Annotated in this window: 21 protein-coding genes and 1 other RNA gene; 10 read left to right on the top strand and 12 right to left on the bottom strand. The window is 64.8% G+C overall.

Translation table 11 applies throughout. The features are described from left to right. Window positions 1–152: 152 nt before the first annotated feature. From J4P02_RS04005 to J4P02_RS03975, 7 genes are all read right to left on the bottom strand, one after another. Window positions 153–1,769: an ABC transporter permease gene (locus J4P02_RS04005; protein WP_426187995.1), complete on the bottom strand. Its 1,617-nt coding sequence runs from the start codon at window positions 1,767–1,769 to the stop codon at window positions 153–155. Between the two features lie 241 nt (window positions 1,770–2,010). Continuing rightward, window positions 2,011–3,012, bottom strand: coding sequence for an extracellular solute-binding protein (locus J4P02_RS04000; RefSeq protein ID WP_426187993.1), 1,002 nt, complete (start codon window positions 3,010–3,012; stop codon window positions 2,011–2,013). 142 nt (window positions 3,013–3,154) lie between these two features. After that, entirely contained in the window at window positions 3,155–4,378 is a 1,224-nt protein-coding gene (locus J4P02_RS03995) for a 2-octaprenyl-3-methyl-6-methoxy-1,4-benzoquinol hydroxylase (RefSeq protein ID WP_426188614.1), read from the bottom strand. Between the two features lie 9 nt (window positions 4,379–4,387). Beyond that, complete coding sequence (locus tag J4P02_RS03990) at window positions 4,388–4,873, bottom strand: DUF4442 domain-containing protein (protein WP_426187991.1); 486 nt, start codon at window positions 4,871–4,873, stop codon at window positions 4,388–4,390. Beyond that, window positions 4,866–6,053, bottom strand: a complete 1,188-nt coding sequence (gene ubiH, locus J4P02_RS03985) for a 2-octaprenyl-6-methoxyphenyl hydroxylase (protein ID WP_426187989.1) — start codon at window positions 6,051–6,053, stop codon at window positions 4,866–4,868. The genes J4P02_RS03990 and ubiH overlap by 8 nt, the downstream gene beginning before the upstream one ends. Next, window positions 6,050–7,384: a Xaa-Pro aminopeptidase gene (pepP, locus tag J4P02_RS03980; protein ID WP_426187987.1), complete on the bottom strand. Its 1,335-nt coding sequence runs from the start codon at window positions 7,382–7,384 to the stop codon at window positions 6,050–6,052. Before pepP ends, ubiH begins: the two co-directional genes overlap by 4 nt. 23 nt (window positions 7,385–7,407) lie before the next feature. Then, window positions 7,408–7,965: a YecA family protein gene (locus J4P02_RS03975; protein ID WP_426187985.1), complete on the bottom strand. Its 558-nt coding sequence runs from the start codon at window positions 7,963–7,965 to the stop codon at window positions 7,408–7,410. A gap of 235 nt (window positions 7,966–8,200) precedes the next feature. On the opposite strand from J4P02_RS03975, the gene J4P02_RS03970 reads away from it, so the two are divergent. The 4 genes from J4P02_RS03970 to J4P02_RS03955 all read left to right on the top strand — a co-directional run bounded on the left by J4P02_RS03970 (window position 8,201) and on the right by J4P02_RS03955 (window position 9,627). Continuing rightward, on the top strand, window positions 8,201–8,410 hold the full coding sequence (locus tag J4P02_RS03970) for a TIGR02449 family protein (protein ID WP_426187983.1): 210 nt from the start codon (window positions 8,201–8,203) through the stop codon (window positions 8,408–8,410). After that, a complete protein-coding gene (locus J4P02_RS03965) occupies window positions 8,407–8,730 on the top strand; it encodes a cell division protein ZapA (protein WP_426187981.1) in 324 nt (107 codons plus the stop codon). Before J4P02_RS03970 ends, J4P02_RS03965 begins: the two co-directional genes overlap by 4 nt. Before the next feature lie 23 nt (window positions 8,731–8,753). Beyond that, a non-coding RNA gene (gene ssrS / locus J4P02_RS03960) (6S RNA) lies at window positions 8,754–8,932 on the top strand. Window positions 8,933–9,021: 89 nt separating this feature from the next. Next, window positions 9,022–9,627, top strand: coding sequence for a 5-formyltetrahydrofolate cyclo-ligase (locus tag J4P02_RS03955; RefSeq protein ID WP_426187979.1), 606 nt, complete (start codon window positions 9,022–9,024; stop codon window positions 9,625–9,627). Window positions 9,628–9,660: 33 nt separating this feature from the next. On the opposite strand, the gene J4P02_RS03950 is transcribed toward J4P02_RS03955, so the two are convergent. Beyond that, window positions 9,661–9,810 carry a hypothetical protein gene (locus J4P02_RS03950; protein ID WP_426187977.1) on the bottom strand — a complete coding sequence of 50 codons (150 nt, stop codon included), beginning with the start codon at window positions 9,808–9,810 and terminating at the stop codon, window positions 9,661–9,663. A 197-nt stretch (window positions 9,811–10,007) separates the two neighbouring features. Here J4P02_RS03950 and J4P02_RS03945 point away from each other — a divergent pair, with 197 nt between their 5' ends. From J4P02_RS03945 to J4P02_RS03930, 4 genes are all read left to right on the top strand, one after another. Continuing rightward, complete coding sequence (locus J4P02_RS03945) at window positions 10,008–10,457, top strand: EVE domain-containing protein (protein WP_426187975.1); 450 nt, start codon at window positions 10,008–10,010, stop codon at window positions 10,455–10,457. 177 nt (window positions 10,458–10,634) lie between these two features. Beyond that, window positions 10,635–11,600: an HlyD family secretion protein gene (locus tag J4P02_RS03940; RefSeq protein ID WP_426187973.1), complete on the top strand. Its 966-nt coding sequence runs from the start codon at window positions 10,635–10,637 to the stop codon at window positions 11,598–11,600. Further along, a complete protein-coding gene (gene rbbA / locus J4P02_RS03935) occupies window positions 11,597–14,323 on the top strand; it encodes a ribosome-associated ATPase/putative transporter RbbA (RefSeq protein ID WP_426187971.1) in 2,727 nt (908 codons plus the stop codon). The genes J4P02_RS03940 and rbbA overlap by 4 nt, the downstream gene beginning before the upstream one ends. Then, complete coding sequence (locus J4P02_RS03930; RefSeq protein WP_426187969.1) at window positions 14,323–15,441, top strand: ABC transporter permease; 1,119 nt, start codon at window positions 14,323–14,325, stop codon at window positions 15,439–15,441. Before rbbA ends, J4P02_RS03930 begins: the two co-directional genes overlap by 1 nt. A gap of 123 nt (window positions 15,442–15,564) precedes the next feature. Here the strand turns inward: J4P02_RS03930 and J4P02_RS03925 are convergent, their stop codons facing one another. Next, window positions 15,565–15,972, bottom strand: a complete 408-nt coding sequence (locus J4P02_RS03925) for a flagellar basal body-associated protein FliL (protein WP_426187967.1) — start codon at window positions 15,970–15,972, stop codon at window positions 15,565–15,567. 158 nt (window positions 15,973–16,130) lie between these two features. Between J4P02_RS03925 and J4P02_RS03920 the strand changes: the two genes are divergently transcribed. Both J4P02_RS03920 and J4P02_RS03915 read left to right on the top strand, forming a co-directional pair. Further along, window positions 16,131–17,108: an NADPH:quinone oxidoreductase family protein gene (locus tag J4P02_RS03920; RefSeq protein WP_426187965.1), complete on the top strand. Its 978-nt coding sequence runs from the start codon at window positions 16,131–16,133 to the stop codon at window positions 17,106–17,108. 128 nt (window positions 17,109–17,236) lie between these two features. Beyond that, a complete protein-coding gene (locus J4P02_RS03915) occupies window positions 17,237–17,842 on the top strand; it encodes a flagellar basal body-associated protein FliL (protein WP_426187963.1) in 606 nt (201 codons plus the stop codon). A gap of 6 nt (window positions 17,843–17,848) precedes the next feature. Here J4P02_RS03915 and J4P02_RS03910 read toward each other — a convergent pair whose 3' ends face one another. The 3 genes from J4P02_RS03910 to ubiD all read right to left on the bottom strand — a co-directional run bounded on the left by J4P02_RS03910 (window position 17,849) and on the right by ubiD (window position 21,151). Continuing rightward, window positions 17,849–18,508 carry a gamma-glutamylcyclotransferase gene (locus J4P02_RS03910; protein WP_426187961.1) on the bottom strand — a complete coding sequence of 220 codons (660 nt, stop codon included), beginning with the start codon at window positions 18,506–18,508 and terminating at the stop codon, window positions 17,849–17,851. A 208-nt stretch (window positions 18,509–18,716) separates the two neighbouring features. Further along, window positions 18,717–19,685: a CDP-6-deoxy-delta-3,4-glucoseen reductase gene (locus tag J4P02_RS03905; protein WP_426187959.1), complete on the bottom strand. Its 969-nt coding sequence runs from the start codon at window positions 19,683–19,685 to the stop codon at window positions 18,717–18,719. Beyond that, a complete protein-coding gene (gene ubiD / locus J4P02_RS03900) occupies window positions 19,685–21,151 on the bottom strand; it encodes a 4-hydroxy-3-polyprenylbenzoate decarboxylase (protein ID WP_426187957.1) in 1,467 nt (488 codons plus the stop codon). Before ubiD ends, J4P02_RS03905 begins: the two co-directional genes overlap by 1 nt. Between the last annotated feature and the right edge of the window lie 96 nt (window positions 21,152–21,247).

Genomic DNA, 21,247 nt, shown 5'->3' with positions numbered 1-21,247 from the left:
GTTTCTCCTTCCGGGCGTGGCGAGGGTGCGAACTGGCGCTGCCAGGGTGAAAGCCTTGAAATAGATGGCTTGCAGCCGCTTTCAGCGTCCCGGCCAGAGAACCGGCCGCACCGAATGCCGCGCATTGTAGCTGCAAGGTGGCAGGCTGGCACCTAACCGATTCGTTGCGCCGAACGACGGATCAGGCCGATCACCGGCAGCAGGCCCACCAGCACCAGCGTCAGTGCCGGCAACGAGGCCCGCGCCCACTCCCCTTCGCTGGTCATCTCGAAGATCCGCACCGCCAGCGTGTCCCAGCCGAACGGGCGCATCAGCAGGGTGGCGGGCATTTCCTTGAGCACATCGACAAATACCAGCAGGGCTGCGCTCAGGGTCCCGGGCAGCAACAACGGCAGATACACTTTGAAAAACAGTCGCGGGCCACCCACCCCCAGGCTGCGGGCCGCTTCGGGCAGGGACGGGCGAATCCGCTCCAGGCTGTTTTCCAGAGGCCCGTAGGCCACGGCAATAAAGCGCACCAGGTAGGCCAGCAGCAAGGCCGACAGGCTACCCAGCAACAGCGGCTTGCCGGCCCCGCCCAACCAGCCGGACAACGGGATCACCAGTTCCCGGTCCAGGTAGCTGAACGCCAGCATGATCGACACCGCCAGCACCGAGCCGGGCAAGGCATAGCCCAGGTTGGCCAGGCTGACCCCGGCGCGAATGCCCCGGGTCGGCGCCAGGCGCCGGGCGAACGCCAGCAGCAGGGCCACGCTGACGGTGATCAGCGCCGCCATGCCACCCAGGTACAGGGTATGCAGAATCAGCCCGGCGTAGCGCTCGTCCAGATCCAAACGCCCGCGCTGCCAGAACCAGGCCAGCAGCTGCAGCAGCGGAATCACGAAGGCGCAGGCGAATACCAGCAGGCACCAAGCCGTGGCGGCTGCGGCCTTGATTCCGTGCAGGTGATACAGGGCCTTGCCCCGGGGCCGCTCGTTAGCGCTGCGGCTGGCGCCCCGGGCACGGCGCTCGCCGTACAGCACCAGCATCACCGCCAGCAGCAACAGGCTGGCCAGTTGCGCGGCGCTGGACAGGCTGAAGAAGCCGTACCAGGTCTTGTAGATGGCGGTGGTGAAGGTATCGAAGTTGAACACCGAGACGGCGCCGAAATCCGCCAGGGTTTCCATCAGTGCCAAGGCCACTCCAGCGCCGATGGCGGGCCGCGCCATGGGCAGCGCCACACGCCAGAAAGCCTGCCAGGGCGATTGCCCGAGCACCCGGGCGGCCTCCATCAGGCCCTTGCCCTGGGCCAGGAAGGCGTTGCGCGCCAGCAGGTAGACATAGGGGTAGAACACCAGCACCAGCACCAGGATCACCCCACCAGTGGAGCGCACCCGGGGAAAGCGCAGGCCGGTGCCGAACCACTCCCGCAGCAGGCTCTGTACCGGCCCGGAAAAATCCAGCAGGCCGACAAAGACAAAGGCCAGCACATAGGCCGGGATCGCGAAGGGCAGCATCAGCGCCCAGTCCAGCCAGCGTCGCCCGGGAAACTCGCAGAGGCTGGTGAGCCAGGCCAGGCTGACGCCCAGCAGCGTGACGCCAACGCCGACGCCCAGCACCAGGGTCAGGGTGTTGCTCAACAACCGCGGCATCTGCGTGTCCCACAGGTGGGACCAGATCTGCTGATCGACCACCTGCCAGGACAGCAGCAGCACGCTCAGCGGCAGCAGCACCAGGGCGGCGACGGCGAAGACCAGGGGATACCAGCGGCGTTGGGCAGGATGGGCCACAAAAGACTCTCGGGCAGGTGGAACAGACAAAGGCGCTTGCAGATTGCACGGGTGGCGAGGGAGCTGGCTCCCGCTGGGCAGTGTGGCCGCCCCAACGGCTGCAAGCCCGCTGTGCCGGTTGCATCACGTTTTCAGGGTTTGCCACCGCTGCGCAGTGGAACGGGAGCAAGCTCCCTCGCCACAAAAACCCAGTGGCTAAACAAAACGCCCCGCAGAGGCGGGGCGCAGTATACCGGCGGGCTCAGTTCCAGCCAGCGCGGTCCATCAGGCGAATGGCCTCGGCCTGGCGCTTGCCGGCGATTTCCACCGGCAGGGTGTCGGCGACGAACTTGCCCCAGCTGGCCACTTCAGCAGAAGGCGCCACTGCCGGGTTGGCCGGGAACTCCTGGTTGACGTCGGCGAAGATCTTCTGCGCTTCCGGGGTGGTCATCCATTCCACCAGGGCCTTGGCCGCTTCCGGGTGCGGCGCGTGCTTGGTCAGGCCGATGCCCGACAGGTTGACGTGCACCCCGCGATCCCCCTGGTTAGGCCAGAACAGCTTCACCGCCAGGTTCGGCTTCTGCTTGTGCAGGCGGCCGTAGTAATAGGTGTTGACGATACCCACGTCGCATTGCCCGGCGTTGATTGCATCCAGCACCGCGATGTCATCGGAGAACACATCGGTGGACAGGTTGTTGACCCAGCCCTTGACGATCTCTTCGGTCTTCTCGGCGCCGTGGGTCTCGATCAGGGTGGCGGTCAGCGACTGGTTGTAGACCTTCTTCGCGGTACGCAGGCACAGGCGGCCTTCCCACTGTTTGTCGGCCAGGGCTTCGTAGGTGGTCAGATCGGCTGGCTTGACCCGTTCGGTGGAGTAGGCCAGGGTCCGCGCCCGCAGGCTGAGGCCGGTCCAGGCGTGGCTGGAGGCGCGATATTGCAGGGGGATGTTGCTGTCGATGACCTTGGAGGTGAAGGGCTGCAGGATGCCCATCTGCTCGGCCTGCCAGAGGTTGCCGGCATCCACGGTGAGCAGCAGGTCGGCGGTGGCGTTCTCGCCCTCGGCCTTGATCCGCTGCATCAGCGGCGCTTCCTTGTCGGTGATGAACTTGATCTTCACCCCGGTCTTCTGGGTGTAGGCATCGAATACCGGCTTGATCAGCTCATCGATACGCGAGGAGTAGACCACGACTTCATCGGCGGCGTAGGCGGTGCCGCCGATGAGTGTGAGTGCCAGGGCAGTCAGTAGACGCTTCGGTGCCAACATGGGAGCGGTCTCTCGATTTCAAAGTGAGGCGAAATGATAAGGACTCACATTTACCATCTCAACCGAACCTGGCACTGAGCCGTTACCAGATGTTGCGCCGCTCAAGCTGGCGCCAAGGGCCCGTGGCCGGGCCCGCTCGGAATCAGTATTCGGCCCTGGCCAATTGCGGCAGGTCACCGCTGAGACCCAGGGCCTGGCGCACGAACAGCGCCTTGGCCTCGGGCATCTGGTCGATCACTTTCAGCCCGGTATTACGCAGCCAGCGCAGTGGCAGCGGGTCGGCCTGGAACAGCCGTTCGAAACCTTCCATGGCGCCCATCAGCGCCAGGTTGTGGGGCATGCGCCGGCGTTCGAAGCGGCTCAGCACCTTGACCTCGGCCAGGCGCTCGCCGCGGCTGGCGGCCTGCAGCAGCACTTCGGCCAGCACCGCGGCATCGAGAAAGCCCAGGTTGACCCCCTGCCCCGCCAGCGGGTGAATGGTATGGGCCGCGTCGCCGATCAGCGCCAGGCCTTCGGCCACATAGCGCTTGGCATGACGCTGGCGCAGCGGCACGCAGAGCCGCGGGTCGGCCCCCAGCACGGTGCCCAGGCGGCCTTCGAAGGCGCGCTCCAGTTCGGCGCAGAAACCGCTGTCGTCCAGGGCCATCAGGCGCTCGGCCTCACTCGGTGTGGTGGACCAGACAATCGAGCACCAATCATGCTGCCCGTCACGCACCAGAGGCAGGAAGGCCAGCGGGCCGGTGTCGGTGAAACGCTGCCAGGCGGTCAGTTGATGGGGCTGGCTGGTGCGCACGCTGGTGACAATGGCGTGGTGCAGGTAATCCCATTCGCGGGTGGCGCAACCGGCCAGCCGACGCACCGCCGAGTTGGCGCCATCCGCAGCGACCACCAGCGGCGCCCGCAGGCGACGGCCGTCTGCCAGAGTCAGCAGCCAGTCATCGCCGGAACGGCGCATCTGTTCCAGGCGAGCATTGGCCAAGAGGCCGATATCACAATCGTGCAGGCGCTCCAGCAGGGCATCCTGCACCACTCGGTTCTCGACAATGTGGCCCAGCACCTCGGCATGCACGCTGGCCGCCGAGAAATGGATCTGCCCGGTTCCGCTGCCGTCCCACACCTGCATGTCGCAGTAAGGGCTGCTGCGGCGCCGAGCAATGCCGTCCCAGGCCCCCAGGCGGTCGAGGATCCGTTGGCTGGCGGCCGACAGGGCACTGACCCGGGGCTCGAACGGCGCCTGGGGGTCGAACGGCTTGACGCTCAAGGGGCCGCCATCGAGCAGCAGCACTTCCAGGCCGTTGCCCTGCAACGCCAACGCCAAGGCACTGCCGACCATGCCGGCTCCGACAATCAGCACATCTGCGCGCATTTCCATGCTTTAGGCCTGTCTCGCTTGCGGCTTGAGCCGCACATAAAGGGTTTTATCGACCCGCGCCACCAGGGTGCCGGAGCCGTCGTGAATCTCCACCTGCAACTGCGGCAGGTACTTGTCGCCCTGGGCGGTCTGCCGGCGGATCTCGTCGAGCAAGGCCTGGTCGATGATGAACCTGGCGAACACCGGGCCCTTGCCCGGGGCGATGAAATCGATGGCCGCAGCCTTGTCCCAGACGATGTAGTCGCGCCCCAGGTTTTCCATCAGCAACAGCATGAAAAACGGGTCGACCATCGAATACAGGCTGCCGCCGAACTGGGTCCCGACGTAGTTGCGGTTGTACCAGCCCAGGCCCATGGACACTCGGGCCTCGCGGAAATCTTCGCTGATATGCCGGACCCGTATCCCGGCCCCCAGATAGGGCGGATACAGGCTCAGCATCCAGCGCAATAGACGCGCCTTGCCGACGCGTCGAGTCAACCAGTCACGCATCCGGGCGAGTACCCAGGCCCATGGCCTGGCGCGCGAACCAGCTCTTGGCCGGCGGCAGCAGGTCGAGGCCCAGCAAGCCCAGGTTGCGCCCCACGGACAACAGCGGCAGCTTGCTGCCGAACAGCCGGGTGACCTGGTCGGAGAAGCCAACGGTGAGGTTCTGGTCCTGGCGCTGGCGCTCACGATAGGCCTGCAGCACGGCAAAATTCCCGGGGGTGTCCTCGCTGGCCAGCAAGGCATCCGCCAGGGCCTGGGCATCGCGCAGCGACAGGTTGAAACCCTGCCCGGCAATCGGGTGCAGGCTGTGGGCGGCGTTGCCCAGCACCACCAGGTGCGGACGCACCTGCTCCTCGGCCTCCACCAGGGACAGCGGGTACAGATGCCGCGCGCCCACTTGCTTGAGGGTGCCCAGGCGGTAGCCGAACACACCCTGCAGCTCACTCAGGAAACTGCGCTCGTCCAGCTCGGCCAGACGCTGCGCGTCCATGCCCTGGCGAGTCCAGACCAGCGCGCAGCGACCTTCCGGCAGCGGCAGCAGGGCCATCGGACCGTCATCGGTGAAGCGCTCGAAGGCCATGCCATTGTGGGCTTCGCTGGGGGTGATATTGGCAATCAGCGCGCTCTGGTTATAAGGGCGCTGCTTGACCCCGATGCCCAACTGCTCGCGCAGGCCGGAGCGACCGCCGTCGGCCAATACCGCCAGGTCGCACTCCAGGGTGGTTTCATCATTCAGGGTCAGGCGGTAGCCGCCTTCCAGCGGCTCCAGGCGGGTGACTTCGGCCGGGCAGCGCCAGCTGATCACGTCCCGGTCCAGGCCTTGCCACAGGCACTGGCCGAGCCAGGCGTTCTCCACCACATAACCCAGGGCCGGAACGCCCTCTTCCATGGCCGACAGGCGCGCGGTGGAAAACCGCCCGCGGTCGGACACGTGAATCTGCTTGATGGGCTCGGCACGCCGGGAAATCGCCTGCCACAGGTCCAGGCGCTGGTAGATCTGCCGGGCACCAAAGGACAGCGCCGAAGAACGAGCGTCGTAGCTGGGCTGGAAGCTGTCGCCGGGGGCGAAGGGCTCGATCAGCACGATCTTCCAGCCCCGAGCCTTGGCTCCGGCCTGCAGGGCCAGGGCCAGGCTGGCGCCAACCAGGCCGCCACCGATGATCGCCAGATTGACCCGGCTCATAAGGCCTGGACCCGCGCGGCGGCCATCAGCGCCTCGATCTCGGCGACGCGCTTGGGCACGCCATCCGTCAGAATTTCACAGCCCTGCTTGGTCACTACCACGTCGTCCTCGATGCGCACGCCAATGCCGCGCCACTTCTTCGCTACCTGCTGGTTGTCCGGGGCGATATAGATGCCCGGCTCCACGGTCAGCGCCATGCCGACCTCCAACACCCGCCACTCGCCGCCGACCCGGTATTCGCCGACATCATGTACATCCATGCCCAGCCAGTGCCCGGCACGGTGCATGTAGAACGCCTTGTAGGCCTCGCTGGCGATCAGTTCGTCGACCTCGCCTTGCAGCAGGCCCAACTCCACCAGGCCGGCGGTGATCACCCGGACCGTCGCCTCATGCGCCTGGTTCCAGTGCTTGTTCGGGGCAATCTCGGCAAAGGCGGCTTCCTGGGAAGCCAGCACCAGCTCGTAGATCGCCTTCTGCTCGGGCGAGAAGCGGCCATTGACCGGCCAGGTGCGGGTGATATCGCTGGCATAGCAGTCGATTTCGCAACCAGCGTCGATCAATACCAGATCGCCGTCCTTGAGCAGGGCGTCATTCTGTTGGTAGTGCAGGATGCAGCTGTTGCGCCCCGCCGCGACGATGGAACCGTAGGCCGGCATCTTCGCCCCGCCCTTGCGGAACTCGTAGTCGAGCTCGGCTTCCAGGCTGAACTCGTGCAACCCGGGCCGACTGGCCTGCATTGCACGGATATGGGCCTGGGCGGAAATCCGCGCGGCTTCACGCATCACCTTCACTTCCGCCGCCGATTTATACAGGCGCATGTCGTGCAGCAGATGATCCAGGGCAACGAATTCGTTCGGTGGCTGGGCGCCAAGGTGCGCTTTAGAGCGGATCACGTTGATCCACTCCATCAACCGACGATCGAATTCCGGGTTGCTGCCCATGGCCGAGTAGACCCGGTCACGGCCTTCGATCAACCCCGGCAGAATGTCGTCGATATCGGTGATGGGAAAGGCATCGTCGGCGCCGTACTCGCGAATCGCGCCTTCCTGGCCGGCCCGCAGGCCATCCCAGAGTTCGCGCTCGGCGTTGCGTTCACGGCAGAACAGCACATATTCGCCGTGCTCGCGGCCCGGCATCAGCACCAGCACCGCCTGGGGCTCGGGGAAGCCGCTGAGGTACTGGAAGTCGCTGTCCTGACGGTAGATGTGCTCCACATCGCGATTGCGAATGGTCACGGCGGCCGCCGGCAGGATCGCGATGCTGTTGGGCTCCATCTGCGCCATGAGCGCCTTGCGGCGCCGGCCGTATTCCGCTTTGGGGATATGAATCATGGGCGGATGCAGCTCCCTGTCGATCAGTGCAGAGAAGGCTTGGCAGCCGGCGCGGCGCTCTTGTTGGTCTCGGTGAACAACAGCAACGGCGCGACCCGCAGGTACTCCATGACTTCCATATAGTCGCTTTCGCCGTCGTCGGACTCTTCCAGCGCGTCCTGCACCTGGGCGATGGCGGCAAGGTCCTGCAACACTTCCGTGGCCTCGGCGCTCAGGCTGCTGCTGTCACGGGAGTTGAGGCCGAAACCGCTGAGGAAGCCCTGGCACCACTGGCCCAGGGCCGCAGCGCGCTCGGCCAGCGGCGCATCGTCGCTGGGCAGCAGCAGGACTACGGTCATGTCATCGCTGGTGAGCTCGCCCTTGACCATTTCCTGCAGGCCGATCAGGGCGCTGCGCACGTTGTCCTGGGGCTCGCCTTCGAGCAGCTCGGCGGCGTCCACCAGCCAGCCGTCGACCTCGAAGCCGGCGCCGGCGCAGCTGCGCCCCAGCAACAGGCCGTGCAATTCGGCAGGAGAAACAGGATGACCGCTGCTGCTGAGCAGGGTGGCGAAGGCGTTGTACGGGGAATTCTGAATGGGCATGGGCAGCTAGGCGCCAAGCGGCGCAATGTCTAGAATGAAGGCCTTGTATCGTAGGGCGTGTCATCATTCATTGCCAGCGCCGCGTTGTGCCTTGCGCCCCGTCACAACGCCGCACAGGGCCTTGGGCGACGGACAGATTAACCACCGGACAGCCGCAGATGCGCCGCCACCGTTCAGGCCATCCGGGCATTGCCCAGCCAGTTGCCACTCATCAGACCAAATTCAGTGGGACACAATGGAAGACACCGACCTGCACGCACTGATGGCCAGACTCGAACTGCTGATTAACCGGGTCGAGCAACTAAAAAGTCAAAACGCACTCTTAGTAGCTCAGGAAAAGACCTGGCGCGAGGAACGCGCGCACCTCATTGAAAAAAACGAAATCGCCCGGCGTAAGGTCGAATCGATGATTTCGCGCCTCAAGGCCCTGGAGCAAGACTCATGAGTTCAAGCAATAGCGTTACCGTGCAGATCCTCGACAAAGAATATTCGATCATCTGCCCCCAGGAAGAACGCAGCAATCTGGTGAGCGCCGCCCGCTACCTGGACGGCAAGATGCGCGAGATCCGCAGTAGCGGCAAGGTCATAGGCGCCGACCGCATTGCGGTGATGGCGGCCCTGAACATCACCCACGACCTGCTGCATCGCCAGGAACGCCCAGACGTACAAGCCAGCAGCACCACCCGGGAACAGGTACGGGACCTGCTGGAGCGTGTCGACCTGGTGCTGGCCAGCGATTCGGACACAAGCAAGGCTGATTCCTGACAGAGGTTGCGGTATAATCCCGCCACTCCCTGGGGTGCTTGCCAGTTGACGATGTCCCTGAGCCGATTCGCACTACCCTGGAAGTTGCACGTTGGGCTGGTGTGCATGTCCGCTAGACGGAAAGCCTTAAAGCCTGCTGCATCTTCCGCCTTGAACTTTCGGGTTCAAGGGCCAAGTCGACAGCGGTTCACCTGGGGAGCCTGAATTATTGATCAATGCCAGCTATCCATGCTGGCATTGGTTTTTCCGGGTAGGCTGTTCTGCCATTCCCGACCTTCCAAAGCCTTTTTCATGACCGAACCTGCGCCGCTTTCCCGCCCGCAACTTCGACGCATACTGCGCAAGGCCCGTCGCGCCCTGACGCCGGCCCAGCAGCGCCAGGCAGCCAACGGCCTGTACCGCCAGCTGACGCACAACCCGGTATTCCGCCGAGCCCGGCATCTTTCACTGTATTTGCCCACCGATGGCGAGATCGACCCGTGCCTGCTGCTGCGCGCGGCCCAGCGCCGGGGCAAGGTCACCTACCTGCCCGTGCTCAGCGCCTGGCCACGGACCAAGATGGTGTTCCAGCGCATCCGCCCAGGCGAGAAACTGCGCCCCAACCGCTTTCGCATTCTCGAACCAAGGATCAACCCGGCACGCCAGCGCCAGGTCTGGGCACTGGACCTGGTACTGCTGCCCCTGGTGGGCTTCGATGAGCAAGGCGGGCGCCTGGGAATGGGGGGAGGCTTCTACGACCGCAGCCTGGCGTACCTGGCGCGGCGCAAGAGCTGGCGCAAGCCGAAGCTACTGGGGCTGGCCCATGAATGCCAGAAGGTCGGGAAACTGGATCAGGCCAGCTGGGACGTACCGCTGCACGGCACTGTAACTGACCAGGGCTGGTACTTCGCCCGATAGGCGGCGCAGGCGTTCAACGACGCCAGGGCAGGCTCAACGCTTGAAGGGCTGGGGCTGCTGTTGGGCGATCTCGATCGGGGCATCGCTCTTGCTGGCCCACAAGCTCTGCGCATAACCGGTGGTCACCACGCCCAAACCGAACAAAATAACCAAAATCCATAGCAAATCCGGTTGGCGTTTCATCGATTGCCCCTCCTCGGGCAAGTTATCCACGATGACAGTGACGCGTTCGACAACAGGCAATGCTGCTGCGTCAAGCTTAAAATCCCGGCATTCTGCGATAACGTGAACCGACACGCAAATGCTGGCGTCAACCGACCGTCGGTTTGTCATAAAATTGCCGGACAACCTGCCCAATCACCCTTTGGAGGGTAAGCAAGATGGCCTACTGGCTGATGAAATCCGAGCCGGACGAACTCTCGATCGCGGCTCTGCAACAGCTTGGCCAGGCCCGCTGGGATGGCGTACGCAACTACCAGGCGCGCAACTTCCTGCGGGCCATGGCGGTTGGCGACGAGTTCTTCTTCTACCACTCCAGCTGCCCGGAGCCGGGCATCGCCGGCATCGGCCGGATCATCCAGGCAGCCTACCCCGACCCCAGCGCCCTGGACCCGGAAAGCCCCTACTTCGACCCCAAGTCCAGCGCCGAGAAGAACGCCTGGAGCGCCATCGACGTCGAGCACGTGCAAACCTTCGGCAAAGTCCTGCGCCTGGACTACCTCAAGCAGCAAACCGCCCTCGACGAGATGCCCCTGGTGCACAAAGGCAGCCGCCTGTCGGTGATGCCGGTGACCCCGGAACAGTGGGCAGCGGTACTCGCCTTGCGCTAAGGCAAAGCGCGCCGTGGCCGGCCGACTGCTACGGCGCACACGCGAGCTTTTTGCCCTGCTCCGTATGCAGCCTGCAAACAATAGGTTTAGGCTTGGCCCTTTGCTTTGACGGGTATCAAGTCGACCAACGGCTGGTTCCGTCAGACTAGGACGCTATAGCTGCAGGACGCCGAACACATGTCGACGAACCACCGTTCTTCCCGCCTTTTCGCTGTTTCCCTACTGATTTTGTTGCTCGCCGCCGGTGGCTTCGGTTACTGGAAATCCCTCCAGGACCGCCTGCCCGAAGGCTTGAGTGTGGGTAACGGCCGGCTCGAAGCCACTGAGGTGCAGATCGCCAGCAAGATCCCCGGGCGCCTGGCCGAGGTGCGGGTCAATGAAGGTGACAAGGTACTCCAGGGACAACTGCTGGCACGCATGGACACCCGCACCCTGGAAGCCCAACGCAGCCAGGCCGAGGCCGAGGTGGTGCGGGCCCGGGAGAACCTCTCCGCCGCCGAAGCCAACGTGCAACTGCGCCAGAGCGAGCTGCTGCTGGCCAACCAGGAACTCACGCGCTCCCGGGAGCTGTTCAAGCGCGGCTTCGCCAGCCAGCAGATCATCGACCAGCAGCAGGCCCGCCTGAATACCGGTAACGCTGCGGTACTCGCGGCCCAGGCCCAGGTCGCGGCGGTCAAGGCGGCCATCGGCGCCGCCCAGGCCCAGGTGGCCCAGCTCACCAGTGAAATCGACGACAGCAGCCTGCGCGCCCCCATCGACGGCATCATCCAGCTGCGCCTGGCCGAACCCGGCGAAGTGCTGGGCGCCGGCGGCCGGGTGTTGCTGCTGATCGACCCCAACGACCAGTACATGAACCTCTATCTGCCGGCCTCAGTTACCGGCCGCCTGACCGTGGGCGACGAGTCGCGCATCCTCCTCGATGCCCTGCCCAACCAGCCACTGCCGGCGAAGATCAGCTTTGTCGCGGCCAAGTCCCAGTTCACCCCCAAGGAAGTGGAAACCCGGGACGAGCGCCAGAAGCTGGTGTTCCGGGTCAAGGTGCGCCTGACCCAACCCGCCGCCGTGCCTCAGGCCAAGCCGGGCATGCCCGGTGCCGGTTATGTGCGCACCGCCCCCGTGGACTGGCCGGCTAACCTGCGATGAGCGCCCTGGCGCTGCACGCCACCGGCATCAGCCATGGCTACGGCTCGCAACAGGCCCTGCGCGACATCAGTTTCAGCCTGCCGGCCGGCACCCGCTGCGGCCTGATCGGGCCGGACGGGGCTGGCAAGTCGAGCCTTCTCGGGCTGATCGCCGGGGTCAAGAAACTCCAGCAGGGCGAGCTCGAAGTGCTTGGCGGCGACATCACCCAGAGACGCCACCGCAGCAGCCTCTATCCGCGCATCGCCTTCATGCCCCAGGGCCTGGGGGGCAACCTGTACCCCGAGCTGTCCATCAGCGAGAACATCCGCTTCTTCGCCACCCTGTTCGGCCTGCCCAAAGACGAATGCGAGCAGCGCATGCACAGCCTGCTGCTGGCCACCGATCTGTTGCGCTTTGCCGAGCGCCCGGCAGGCAAGCTTTCCGGCGGGATGAAGCAGAAACTCGGCCTGTGCTGCGCGTTGATCCATGAACCGGACCTACTGATCCTCGACGAACCCACCACCGGGGTCGACCCACTGTCGCGCCGGCGCTTCTGGGAGCTGGTGGACGACGTGCGCCGGCAACGGCCGCAGCTGACTTTGCTGGTGGCCACCGCCTATATGGAAGAGGCCGAGCAGTTCGAACACTGCCTGATGCTCGACCAGGGCCGGTTGATCGCCCAGGGCCTGAGCCGGGAATTGGCCCAGGCGACCCCCAGCGGCAAGCTGGATGAAGCCTTCACCCATTTCCAGGGCGACAGCGGCCACGACAACCAGCCGCTGCTCATCCCGCCTCGCGCCGAAGACAGCCAGGGCATTGCCATCGAGGCTCACGAACTGACCCTGCGTTTCGGCGATTTCACCGCGGTGAACAAGGTCAGCTTCGCCATTGGCCGCGGCGAGATCTTCGGTTTCCTCGGCTCCAACGGTTGCGGCAAGACCACCACCATGAAAGTGCTCACCGGCCTGATGCCCGCCACCGAAGGCAGCGCCAAACTGCTGGGCAACCCGGTGAACGCCAAGGACCTGGCCACCCGCAAGCGGGTCGGTTTCATGTCCCAGAGCTTCTCCCTGTATGGCGAGCTCAGCGTGCGCCAGAACCTGGAGCTGCACGCCCGTTTGTTCGACTTGCCCAAAGCCGAGAGCGGCCCGCGCATCGAGGAGTTGATCCAGCGTTTCGACCTCGGCGCCATTGCCGAACAACAGTCCGGCGCCCTGCCCCTGGGCCTGCGCCAGCGCCTGTCGCTGGCGGTGGCGGTGCTGCACCGCCCGGAAGTGCTGATCCTCGACGAACCCACCTCCGGGGTCGACCCGGCCGCCCGCGACGACTTCTGGCGCCTGCTGATCGAGCTGTCCCGGGAACAGGGCGTGACCATCTTCCTTTCCACCCACTTTATGAACGAGGCCCAGCGCTGCGACCGCATCTCGCTGATGCACGCCGGCCGGGTGCTGGCCTGCGACACTCCGGCGGCGCTGCAACGGCAATTTGCCGGCGACACCCTGGAAGCGGCTTTCGTGCGTTGCCTGGAAGACGCCCAGGGCACCCCGGATACCCCCGCGCCACCGGCACAAGCCACAACACCGGCCAGCCCCGGCAACCTGGCGCCACCGCGCCGAGGCCTGAGCCTGGCCCGGTTGCTGGCGGTGGCCAGCCGCGAAGGCAAGGAGCTGCTGCGGGACAAGGTACGCCTGGGCTTTGCCCTGCTGGGGGCGATTTTCATGATGGTGATCTTTGGCTTCGGCATTTCCCTGGATGTGGAAAAGCTCGCCTTCGCCGTCTACGACCAGGACCAGACGCCACAAAGCCGCGCCTACCTGGAAGCCTTCCGCAGCTCGCGCTACTTCGAAGAGAAACCGACGATCCGCAACGCCGCCGAACTGCATCGGCGCCTGCAACGCTCGGAGATCAAGCTGGCCCTGGAGATCCCCCCGGGCTTCGGGCGCGACCTGTATGCCGGGCGCCAGCCCAGCGTCGCCGCCTGGCTCGACGGCGGCATGCCGTTTCGCGCGGAAACCAGCCGCAACTATGTGGAGGCGGTGCACCAGGCCAACCTCGAACTGCTGGCACAGGGCAGCAGCCTGCCGCGCAGCGCGCAGCCCGCGGCCAAGCTGGAAACCCGCTTTCGCTACAACCAGGACGTGGTCAGCGTCAACGCCATAGGCCCCGGGGTGATGGCCCTGATCCTGGCGTTTATCCCGGCCATGCTCACCGCCCTGGGCATCGTCCGGGAAAAGGAGCTGGGCTCGATCACCAACTTCTACGCCACGCCCCTGACCCGCCTGGAGTTCCTCCTCGGCAAGCAGGCCCCCTACCTCGCAGTCAGCCTGATCAACCTGAGCCTGCTGGTGGCCATGAACCGCTGGCTGTTCGGCGTGCCCTTCAAGGGCAGCGGCCTGACCCTGGCCCTGGGCGGTGTGCTCTACGTGCTCGCCACCACCAGCATGGGGCTGCTGATCTCGGCCTTCACCCGCACCCAGATCGCGGCGATCCTCGGCACCATGATCATCACCAGCCTGCCCACCATCCAGTTCTCCGGGCTGATCGTGCCGCGCTCGTCCCTGGATGGCTCGGCGGCGGTCATGGGGCAGTTGTTTCCCGCCGGGCACTTCCTCGATATCGCCGTCGGCACCTTCACCAAGGCCCTGGACCTGCGCGACCTCTGGCCCCAGTGCCTGGCCCTGATCGGCTTCTTCCTCGGCTTCACCGGGTTGAGCCTGATCATGTTGAAAAAGCAGGAGGCCTGATGAATCGACTTGCCCATATCCTGCGCCTGGGGCTCAAGGAGCTCACCAGCCTGCGCCACGACAGCGTGCTGCTGCTGTTCCTGATGTACGCCTTCACCGTGGCCATCTACCTGCCGGCCGCCGGCTCGGTGATCGGCGTGCACAATGCCAGCGTGGCCCTGGTGGATGAAGACCACAGCGCGCTGTCCCGGCAATTGGCCGAGGCCCTGCAACCGCCGGAGTTCCAACCGCCGGCGGCGCTGCCCTATGACCAACTGGATGCCGCACTGGACAGTGGCCGCTACACCTTCGTGATCAATGTCCCGGCCAATTTCCAGGGCGACTTGCTGGCCGGCCGCCAGCCGGCGCTGCAGGTCAATGTCGATGCCACCGCCATGAGCCAGGCCTTCATGGGGGCCGGCTATATCGGGCGGATCTTCCAGCGTGAATTGCTTGGCTACGCCAATCAGGCGGATGCCGCCAGCAAGGCCCCGGCCCTGCTGACCACCCGCGCGCTGTTCAATACCAACCTGGAAGGCGGCTGGTTCCTGGCGGTGATCCAGATCGTCAACAACATCACCATCCTGGCCATCATCCTCACCGGCACCGCCCTGCTGCGCGAGCGCGAGCACGGCACCCTCGACCACCTGCTGGTGCTGCCGCTGACGGCGCTGGAGATCATGCTGGCCAAGGTCTGGAGCAATATGCTGGTGGTGGTGCTGTGCACCTGGATTTCCCTGGAGGTGATAGTCAAGGGCGCGCTGGGGGTGCCGCTGGCGGGCTCCATGGGGCTGTTCCTGATGGTCACCGCGCTGTATCTGTTCGCCAGTACCGCCCTGGGGATCTTCCTCGCCACCCTGGCCCGCTCGACCCCACAGTTCGGCTTGCTGGCGATCCCGGTGATCATCCCGATGCTATTGCTGTCTGGCGGCAGTACGCCGCTGGACAGCATGCCGCAATGGTTGCAGTGGGTGATGCAGGGCTCGCCCTCGACGCACTTCGTCAGCCTCAGCGCGGCAATCCTGTTCCGCGATGCCGGCATCAATGTGGTGTGGCCCGACCTGCTGGCGCTGGCCGCCATCGGCCTGCTGTTCTTCGCCATCGCCCTGGGGCGCTTTCGCAAGAGCCTGGCCTCATGACCCACATTCCGTAGGAGCCGGCTTGCCGGCGAAGAGGCCCGCAAGCCTTGCACCGTCCTCACGGACGCCTTCGCTGGCAAGCCAGCTTCTACAGTTGCTCGCCATCCCGTAGCGGGGGCAGGCTTACTGGATGATCAGGTTGTTGAACAGCAGGTCTTCCACCACCGGCTTGCCGGTTTCGTCGTTCATCACCTGCTGCACCTGCTTCAGGGCTTCCTGGCGCAGCTTTTCCTTGGCCTCGACGTTGCTCATGGTGTCGGTGGTCTGCTGGGCGAACAGCGCCACCAGCTGGTTGCGGATCAGCGGCTCGTTGGCCTTGACCGCCTGGGCCGAGGCATCGCCGGTTACCCGCAGGGCCACATCGGCCTTGTAGACCTTGAGCTTGGGCCCGCCATCCAGGCCGTAGTTGCCCACAAAGGGTGGGCTCAGGCTGATGTAGCTGACTTTCGGTGCTTCACCTTCTTTGGCTTCTTCGGCCATCGCTGCCACAGGCAGGGACAGGGCCAGCAGCAACATGATCCACGCTTTCACAATTCGCTCCTTAATCCGGTTTGCGGCCTAGCATAAAGGCCCGCCCGCCTGAGCCCAAGCACAAGCTTATGGCTGGACATCAGGACCGGGCATGCTCGTTGACCGCCTGATTCACACTCCTACACTTATCGGCCACCACTCCCAAAGGAATAGCCCTGATGAAAGCCGTGCTGTGCAAAGCCTTCGGCCCCGCCGAAACGCTGGTGCTGGAAGAGGTCGCAAGTCCTGTGCCGAAGAAGAACGAGGTCCTGCTGGAAGTCCATGCCGCCGGGGTCAACTTCCCCGACACCCTGATCATCGAGGGCAAGTACCAGTTCAAGCCGCCATTCCCCTTTTCTCCGGGTGGCGAGGCGGCCGGCGTGGTCCGCGCGGTGGGCGAAAAGGTCAGCCACCTCAAGGTCGGTGACCGGGTCATGGGCCTGACCGGCTGGGGCAGCTTTGCCGAGCAGGTGGCGGTGCCGGGCTACAACGTACTGCCAATTCCCGCGGCCATGGACTTCAACACTGCCGCCGCCTTCAGCATGACCTATGGCACCTCGATGCACGCCCTCAAGCAACGGGGCAACCTGCAACCGGGCGAGACCCTGCTGGTGCTCGGTGCCTCGGGCGGGGTCGGCCTGGCCGCGGTGGAAATCGGCAAGGCCATGGGCGCCCGGGTAATCGCTGCCGCCAGCAGCGCGGAAAAACTCGCCGTGGCCCAGGCCGCCGGTGCCGACGAGTTGATCAACTACAGCCAAAGCAGCCTCAAGGACGAGATCAAGCGCCTGACCGACGGCAATGGCGTGGACGTGATCTACGACCCGGTCGGCGGCGACCTGTTCGACCAGGCCATCCGCGGCATCGCCTGGAACGGCCGCTTGCTGGTGGTCGGCTTCGCCAGCGGGCGCATCCCCGAACTGCCGGTCAACCTGGCGCTGCTCAAGGGCGCGGCGGTGGTGGGGGTGTTCTGGGGTTCCTTCGCCCAGCGCCAGCCCCAGGACAATGCGGCGAACTTCCAGCAACTGTTCGCCTGGTTCGCCGAGGGCAAGCTCAAGCCGCTGGTGTCCCAGGTCTACCCGCTGCACGAGGCGGCCCGGGCCATCGACGAGTTGGGCCAGCGCAAGGCGGTGGGCAAGGTGGTGGTGCAGGTACGCTGAACCTGCAGCGGCCCAGGCCCCCCAGGAAAATGCTGCGGGGGCCTGTTGCCCGGGCCATTTTCGTCTTCACTCATGCACAGGTTCGCCGCGCCCCGGCGGCGCAACCCTGACCCAATCGAGGACGAACCATGAGCACGATGCTACGCACACTGTTACTTGGGCTGCTGGCCCTGCCCGCCCTGATCATCAGCGCCCAGGCACCGGCGCAGGACGATACCAAAGGCCTGCGCAACGCCACGGTACTGATCATCCGCCACGCGGAAAAACCCGCTCAGGGCAGCGGCCTGAGCCCCAGGGGCGAAGAACGCGCCCAGGCCTACGCCAAGTACTTCGACCCCCTGCAGTTGAACGACCAGAGCCTGCTGCCCCAGCGCCTGATCGCCACCAGCGATACCGCGGACAGCGCCCGCCCACGGCTGACCCTGGAACCCCTGGCGCAACGCTTGAAACTCAGCATCGAACAGCCTTATGCCGACAAGCAGGTCGACAAGCTGGTGAAGTCCCTGAGCAAGGACAATCAGGCCCAGGTGCTGCTGATTGCCTGGCACCACGGCAAGATCTTCCAGCTGATCGAGGCCTTTGGCGGCGACGCCCAGGCCCTGATCGGCGCCAAGTCCTGGCCGGAATCGGTGTATGACTGGCTGATCGTGCTGCGCTTCGACGACCAGGGAAAACTGCGCCAGGCCCATAGCCAGAAGATTCAGGAGCACCTGCTACCGGGAGATGGCAGCTGAATCCACTCAGGCCGAGGTCACGACCCCTGAAGACTTGCAGCGCTTAAGCCGCGCTTCCAAGTTGCGGTCCGGCATGGCATGGCTGCGCAGGGCTCGAGCGGTCTGCTCGACGTAGTCGCGGGTGGTGCCATAACGCCCGCAAGCGCTTTCGAACACCTGGCTCAGCACATGATCCGGCAGGTTGCCGGCGTAGCTGGGCAGGTGCCGCTCCAGGACAAAACCCAGGGCCTGGACCTGGCTGCCGTCCTCAAGACGACAATTGAGCCAGTGCGGACGGTAGGAGGGATAAGGCATTTCCCGCTGCCACAGGGCATACAGCGAGGCGTCCAGTTGCTCTTCCGGCAAGCGATAGGCGAACCCGCTGCAGGAGCCACCGCGGTCCAGGCCGAACACCAGCCCCGGCAGCTCAGGTGTACCGCGATGCTCGTGGGACCACAGGTACAGCCCGCGATGATAGCCATGCACCCGCCCGCGCATGCGCTCGACCGCCGTACACTCCGGGCGCCAGATCAGCGAACCATAGGCAAACAGCCAGACCGGGCCACCCCTGTGCCGGGCCATGGTCGACTGCATGGAGCTGCGAAGTTGTTCGTGGGTCAACTCCGGCCCGAGGTCGAGCTGCGGAGGGTAAGCCTGATTCAGATAACTGGATTCAAGGGCTGTCATGGCGAATAGCGTTCGGCTCCCCGCGTAAATGAAGTTACTTAATAGAACGTCAGGAAGTAACCACAAGACACATAAGTTTCAAACAAGTTAAGTGCGGCAAAACAAGCACTCAAGTTGCAGGCTTATATATAACCTACCGGCATTTATTCAACTAACTAAATACCGATGGGCTATATGCGCAGTTATAACGGGGAGCAGCCTGATCGCATCAAGGCCGTGGGGCGTAGGCGAATACGTCGGCGCGCATCTGGTGGGCGTCCATCCCGGCGTTCACCAGGGCATCCAGGGTGGCGTAGATCATCGCCGGCGAGCCGCTGGCGTAGACATGCACCCCCGACAGATCGGCGATGTCCTCGCGCACCGCTTCATGCAGCATGCCGCAGCGCCCTTCCCAGCCGCACAGGTCGCTGACCACCTTGTGCAGGAACAGGTTGGGCAGGTTCTGCCATTGTTCCCAGTGCTCCAGCTGGTAGAAGTCTTCCGGACGCCGCACGCCCCAGTACAGGTGCACCGGGTGTTTGAAGCCCTGGGCCCGGCAATGCTCGATCAGGCTGTGCATCTGCGCCATGCCGGTGCCCGCGGCGATCAGCACCAGCGGCCCATCGGGCAACTCGCAGAGGTGGGTATCGCCAAAAGGCAGTTCAACCCGGGCCATGCGCTGGCGTTGCAGTTGCTCCAGCAGGTTTTGCGCACTGTTCTCGCGCACCAGCACATGCAGCTCCATGTCGCGCCCGCAGTGCGGCGCCGAAGCCAGGGAGAAGGCCGATTTCTCGCCATTCTCCCGCTCCAGCATCAGGTACTGGCCGGCGTGGTAGCGCGGCGGCTTGCCGGCCGGCGCACGCAGCCGCACCCGCCAGACATCGCCGCCGACCTCGACACATTCAACGACCTGACACGACAGGCTGCGCACCGGCAATTCTCCCAGCGCAAGGACGCCATCCCACAACACGATGCAGTCTTCCAGCGGCTCTGCAATGCAAGTGTAGAACTCGCCGTGATCACGCACAGCGCCGGCTTGCTGCACCCGGCCCTCCACCAGCAGGGCCGCACACACATGGCAGTTGCCGTTGCGGCAGCTCTGCGGGCATTCGTAGCCCAGGCGCCGCGCCGCATCGAGTATCCGCTCTCCGGGCAACGTCTCAAGCACTGCTCCGGAGGGCTGCAAGGTTACACGCATCAATCTATTCCTAACTGATTCCAGATGGCATCGATCCGGCGGGTGACCGCCTCATCCTTGACGATGACCCGGCCCCACTCTCGGGTGGTTTCTCCGGGCCACTTGTGGGTGGCATCGAGCCCCATCTTCGAACCCAGGCCGGACACCGGCGAGGCGAAGTCGAGGTAGTCGATCGGGGTGTTGTCGATCATCACCGTGTCGCGCTTGGGGTCCATGCGGGTGGTGATGGCCCAGATCACGTCGTTCCAGTCCCGGGCGTTGATATCGTCGTCGGTGACGATAACGAACTTGGTGTACATGAACTGTCGCAAAAACGACCAGACCCCCAGCATCACGCGCTTGGCGTGGCCCGGGTACTGCTTCTTCATAGTCACCACCGCCATGCGGTAGGAGCAGCCTTCGGGCGGCAGGTAGAAGTCGGTGATCTCCGGGAACTGCTTCTGCAGGATCGGCACGAAGACTTCGTTCAACGCCACGCCGAGGATCGCCGGCTCATCCGGCGGCCGGCCGGTGTAGGTGCTGTGGTAGATCGGCTTGATGCGATGGGTGATGCGTTCCACGGTGAACACCGGGAAGCTGTCGACTTCGTTGTAGTAGCCGGTGTGGTCGCCGTAAGGGCCTTCATCGGCCATTTCGCCGGGATGAATCACCCCTTCGAGAATGATCTCGGCCGTGGCCGGCACCTGCAGGTCGTTGCCGCGGCACTTCACCAGCTCGGTGCGGTTGCCCCGCAAGAGGCCGGCGAAGGCGTATTCGGAAAGGCTGTCGGGCACCGGGGTCACGGCGCCGAGAATGGTCGCAGGGTCTGCGCCCAGGGCCACGGATACCGGGAACGGCTGGCCCGGGTGCTTCTCGCACCACTCGCGGTAATCCAGCGCGCCGCCACGGTGGCTCAGCCAGCGCATGATCACCTTGTTGCGGCCAATCACCTGCTGGCGATAGATGCCCAGGTTTTGCCGGTCCTTGTTCGGTCCCTTGGTCACCGTCAGGCCCCAGGTGATCAGCGGGCCGACGTCGCCCGGCCAGCAGGTCTGCACCGGCAGCATGCCGAGGTCGACGTCGTCGCCTTCGATCACCACTTCCTGGCACACCGCGTCCTTGACCACCTTGGGCGCCATGGAAATGATCTTGCGGAAGATCGGCAGCTTGGACCAGGCGTCCTTCAAGCCCTTGGGCGGCTCCGGCTCCTTGAGGAAGGCCAGCAGCTTGCCGATCTCGCGCAGCTCGCTGACCGCATCGGCGCCCATGCCCAGGGCCACGCGCTCGGGCGTGCCGAACAGGTTGCCGAGCACCGGGATATCGTAGCCGGTGGGGTTTTCAAACAGCAGGGCCGGGCCTTTGGCACGCAAGGTGCGATCGCAGACCTCGGTCATTTCCAGCACAGGGGACACCGGAACCTGGATGCGCTTGAGTTCAGAGCGCTGCTCCAGGCCGCTGATAAAGTCGCGCAAGTCACGATACTGCATGCAAGGGCCTCGTTTTTCGCCGTGGCGTTCGGGGCAGGCAGTTTAGCGCCGAACCCACAGGTGCAGAATAAAGAATGTCAGATAGCAAAAAGCCGG

This window comes from Pseudomonas sp. NFXW11 (genome assembly GCF_049887815.1).
In the GTDB taxonomy this organism is placed as follows: domain Bacteria; phylum Pseudomonadota; class Gammaproteobacteria; order Pseudomonadales; family Pseudomonadaceae; genus Aquipseudomonas.
Note: the sequence above shows the minus strand (reverse complement) of the source record. Positions and strands in the feature narration are given on the sequence as shown.

What these genes read in the sequence shown, in the direction of transcription:
- J4P02_RS03940 (WP_426187973.1), top strand. Translation starts at nt 10,635, where the DNA reads ATGTCGACGAACCACCGTTCTTCCCGCCTTTTCGCTGTTTCCCTACTG.
- J4P02_RS03910 (WP_426187961.1), bottom strand. Translation starts at nt 18,508, where the DNA reads ATGACAGCCCTTGAATCCAGTTATCTGAATCAGGCTTACCCTCCGCAG.
- J4P02_RS03920 (WP_426187965.1), top strand. Translation starts at nt 16,131, where the DNA reads ATGAAAGCCGTGCTGTGCAAAGCCTTCGGCCCCGCCGAAACGCTGGTG.
- ubiH (WP_426187989.1), bottom strand. Translation starts at nt 6,053, where the DNA reads ATGAGCCGGGTCAATCTGGCGATCATCGGTGGCGGCCTGGTTGGCGCC.
- ubiD (WP_426187957.1), bottom strand. Translation starts at nt 21,151, where the DNA reads ATGCAGTATCGTGACTTGCGCGACTTTATCAGCGGCCTGGAGCAGCGC.
- J4P02_RS03990 (WP_426187991.1), bottom strand. Translation starts at nt 4,873, where the DNA reads ATGCGTGACTGGTTGACTCGACGCGTCGGCAAGGCGCGTCTATTGCGC.
- J4P02_RS03970 (WP_426187983.1), top strand. Translation starts at nt 8,201, where the DNA reads ATGGAAGACACCGACCTGCACGCACTGATGGCCAGACTCGAACTGCTG.
- J4P02_RS03950 (WP_426187977.1), bottom strand. Translation starts at nt 9,810, where the DNA reads ATGAAACGCCAACCGGATTTGCTATGGATTTTGGTTATTTTGTTCGGT.
- J4P02_RS03965 (WP_426187981.1), top strand. Translation starts at nt 8,407, where the DNA reads ATGAGTTCAAGCAATAGCGTTACCGTGCAGATCCTCGACAAAGAATAT.
- J4P02_RS04000 (WP_426187993.1), bottom strand. Translation starts at nt 3,012, where the DNA reads ATGTTGGCACCGAAGCGTCTACTGACTGCCCTGGCACTCACACTCATC.
- J4P02_RS03905 (WP_426187959.1), bottom strand. Translation starts at nt 19,685, where the DNA reads ATGCGTGTAACCTTGCAGCCCTCCGGAGCAGTGCTTGAGACGTTGCCC.
- J4P02_RS03975 (WP_426187985.1), bottom strand. Translation starts at nt 7,965, where the DNA reads ATGCCCATTCAGAATTCCCCGTACAACGCCTTCGCCACCCTGCTCAGC.
- J4P02_RS03930 (WP_426187969.1), top strand. Translation starts at nt 14,323, where the DNA reads ATGAATCGACTTGCCCATATCCTGCGCCTGGGGCTCAAGGAGCTCACC.
- rbbA (WP_426187971.1), top strand. Translation starts at nt 11,597, where the DNA reads ATGAGCGCCCTGGCGCTGCACGCCACCGGCATCAGCCATGGCTACGGC.
- J4P02_RS03955 (WP_426187979.1), top strand. Translation starts at nt 9,022, where the DNA reads ATGACCGAACCTGCGCCGCTTTCCCGCCCGCAACTTCGACGCATACTG.
- pepP (WP_426187987.1), bottom strand. Translation starts at nt 7,384, where the DNA reads ATGATTCATATCCCCAAAGCGGAATACGGCCGGCGCCGCAAGGCGCTC.
- J4P02_RS03915 (WP_426187963.1), top strand. Translation starts at nt 17,237, where the DNA reads ATGAGCACGATGCTACGCACACTGTTACTTGGGCTGCTGGCCCTGCCC.
- J4P02_RS03995 (WP_426188614.1), bottom strand. Translation starts at nt 4,378, where the DNA reads ATGCGCGCAGATGTGCTGATTGTCGGAGCCGGCATGGTCGGCAGTGCC.
- J4P02_RS03945 (WP_426187975.1), top strand. Translation starts at nt 10,008, where the DNA reads ATGGCCTACTGGCTGATGAAATCCGAGCCGGACGAACTCTCGATCGCG.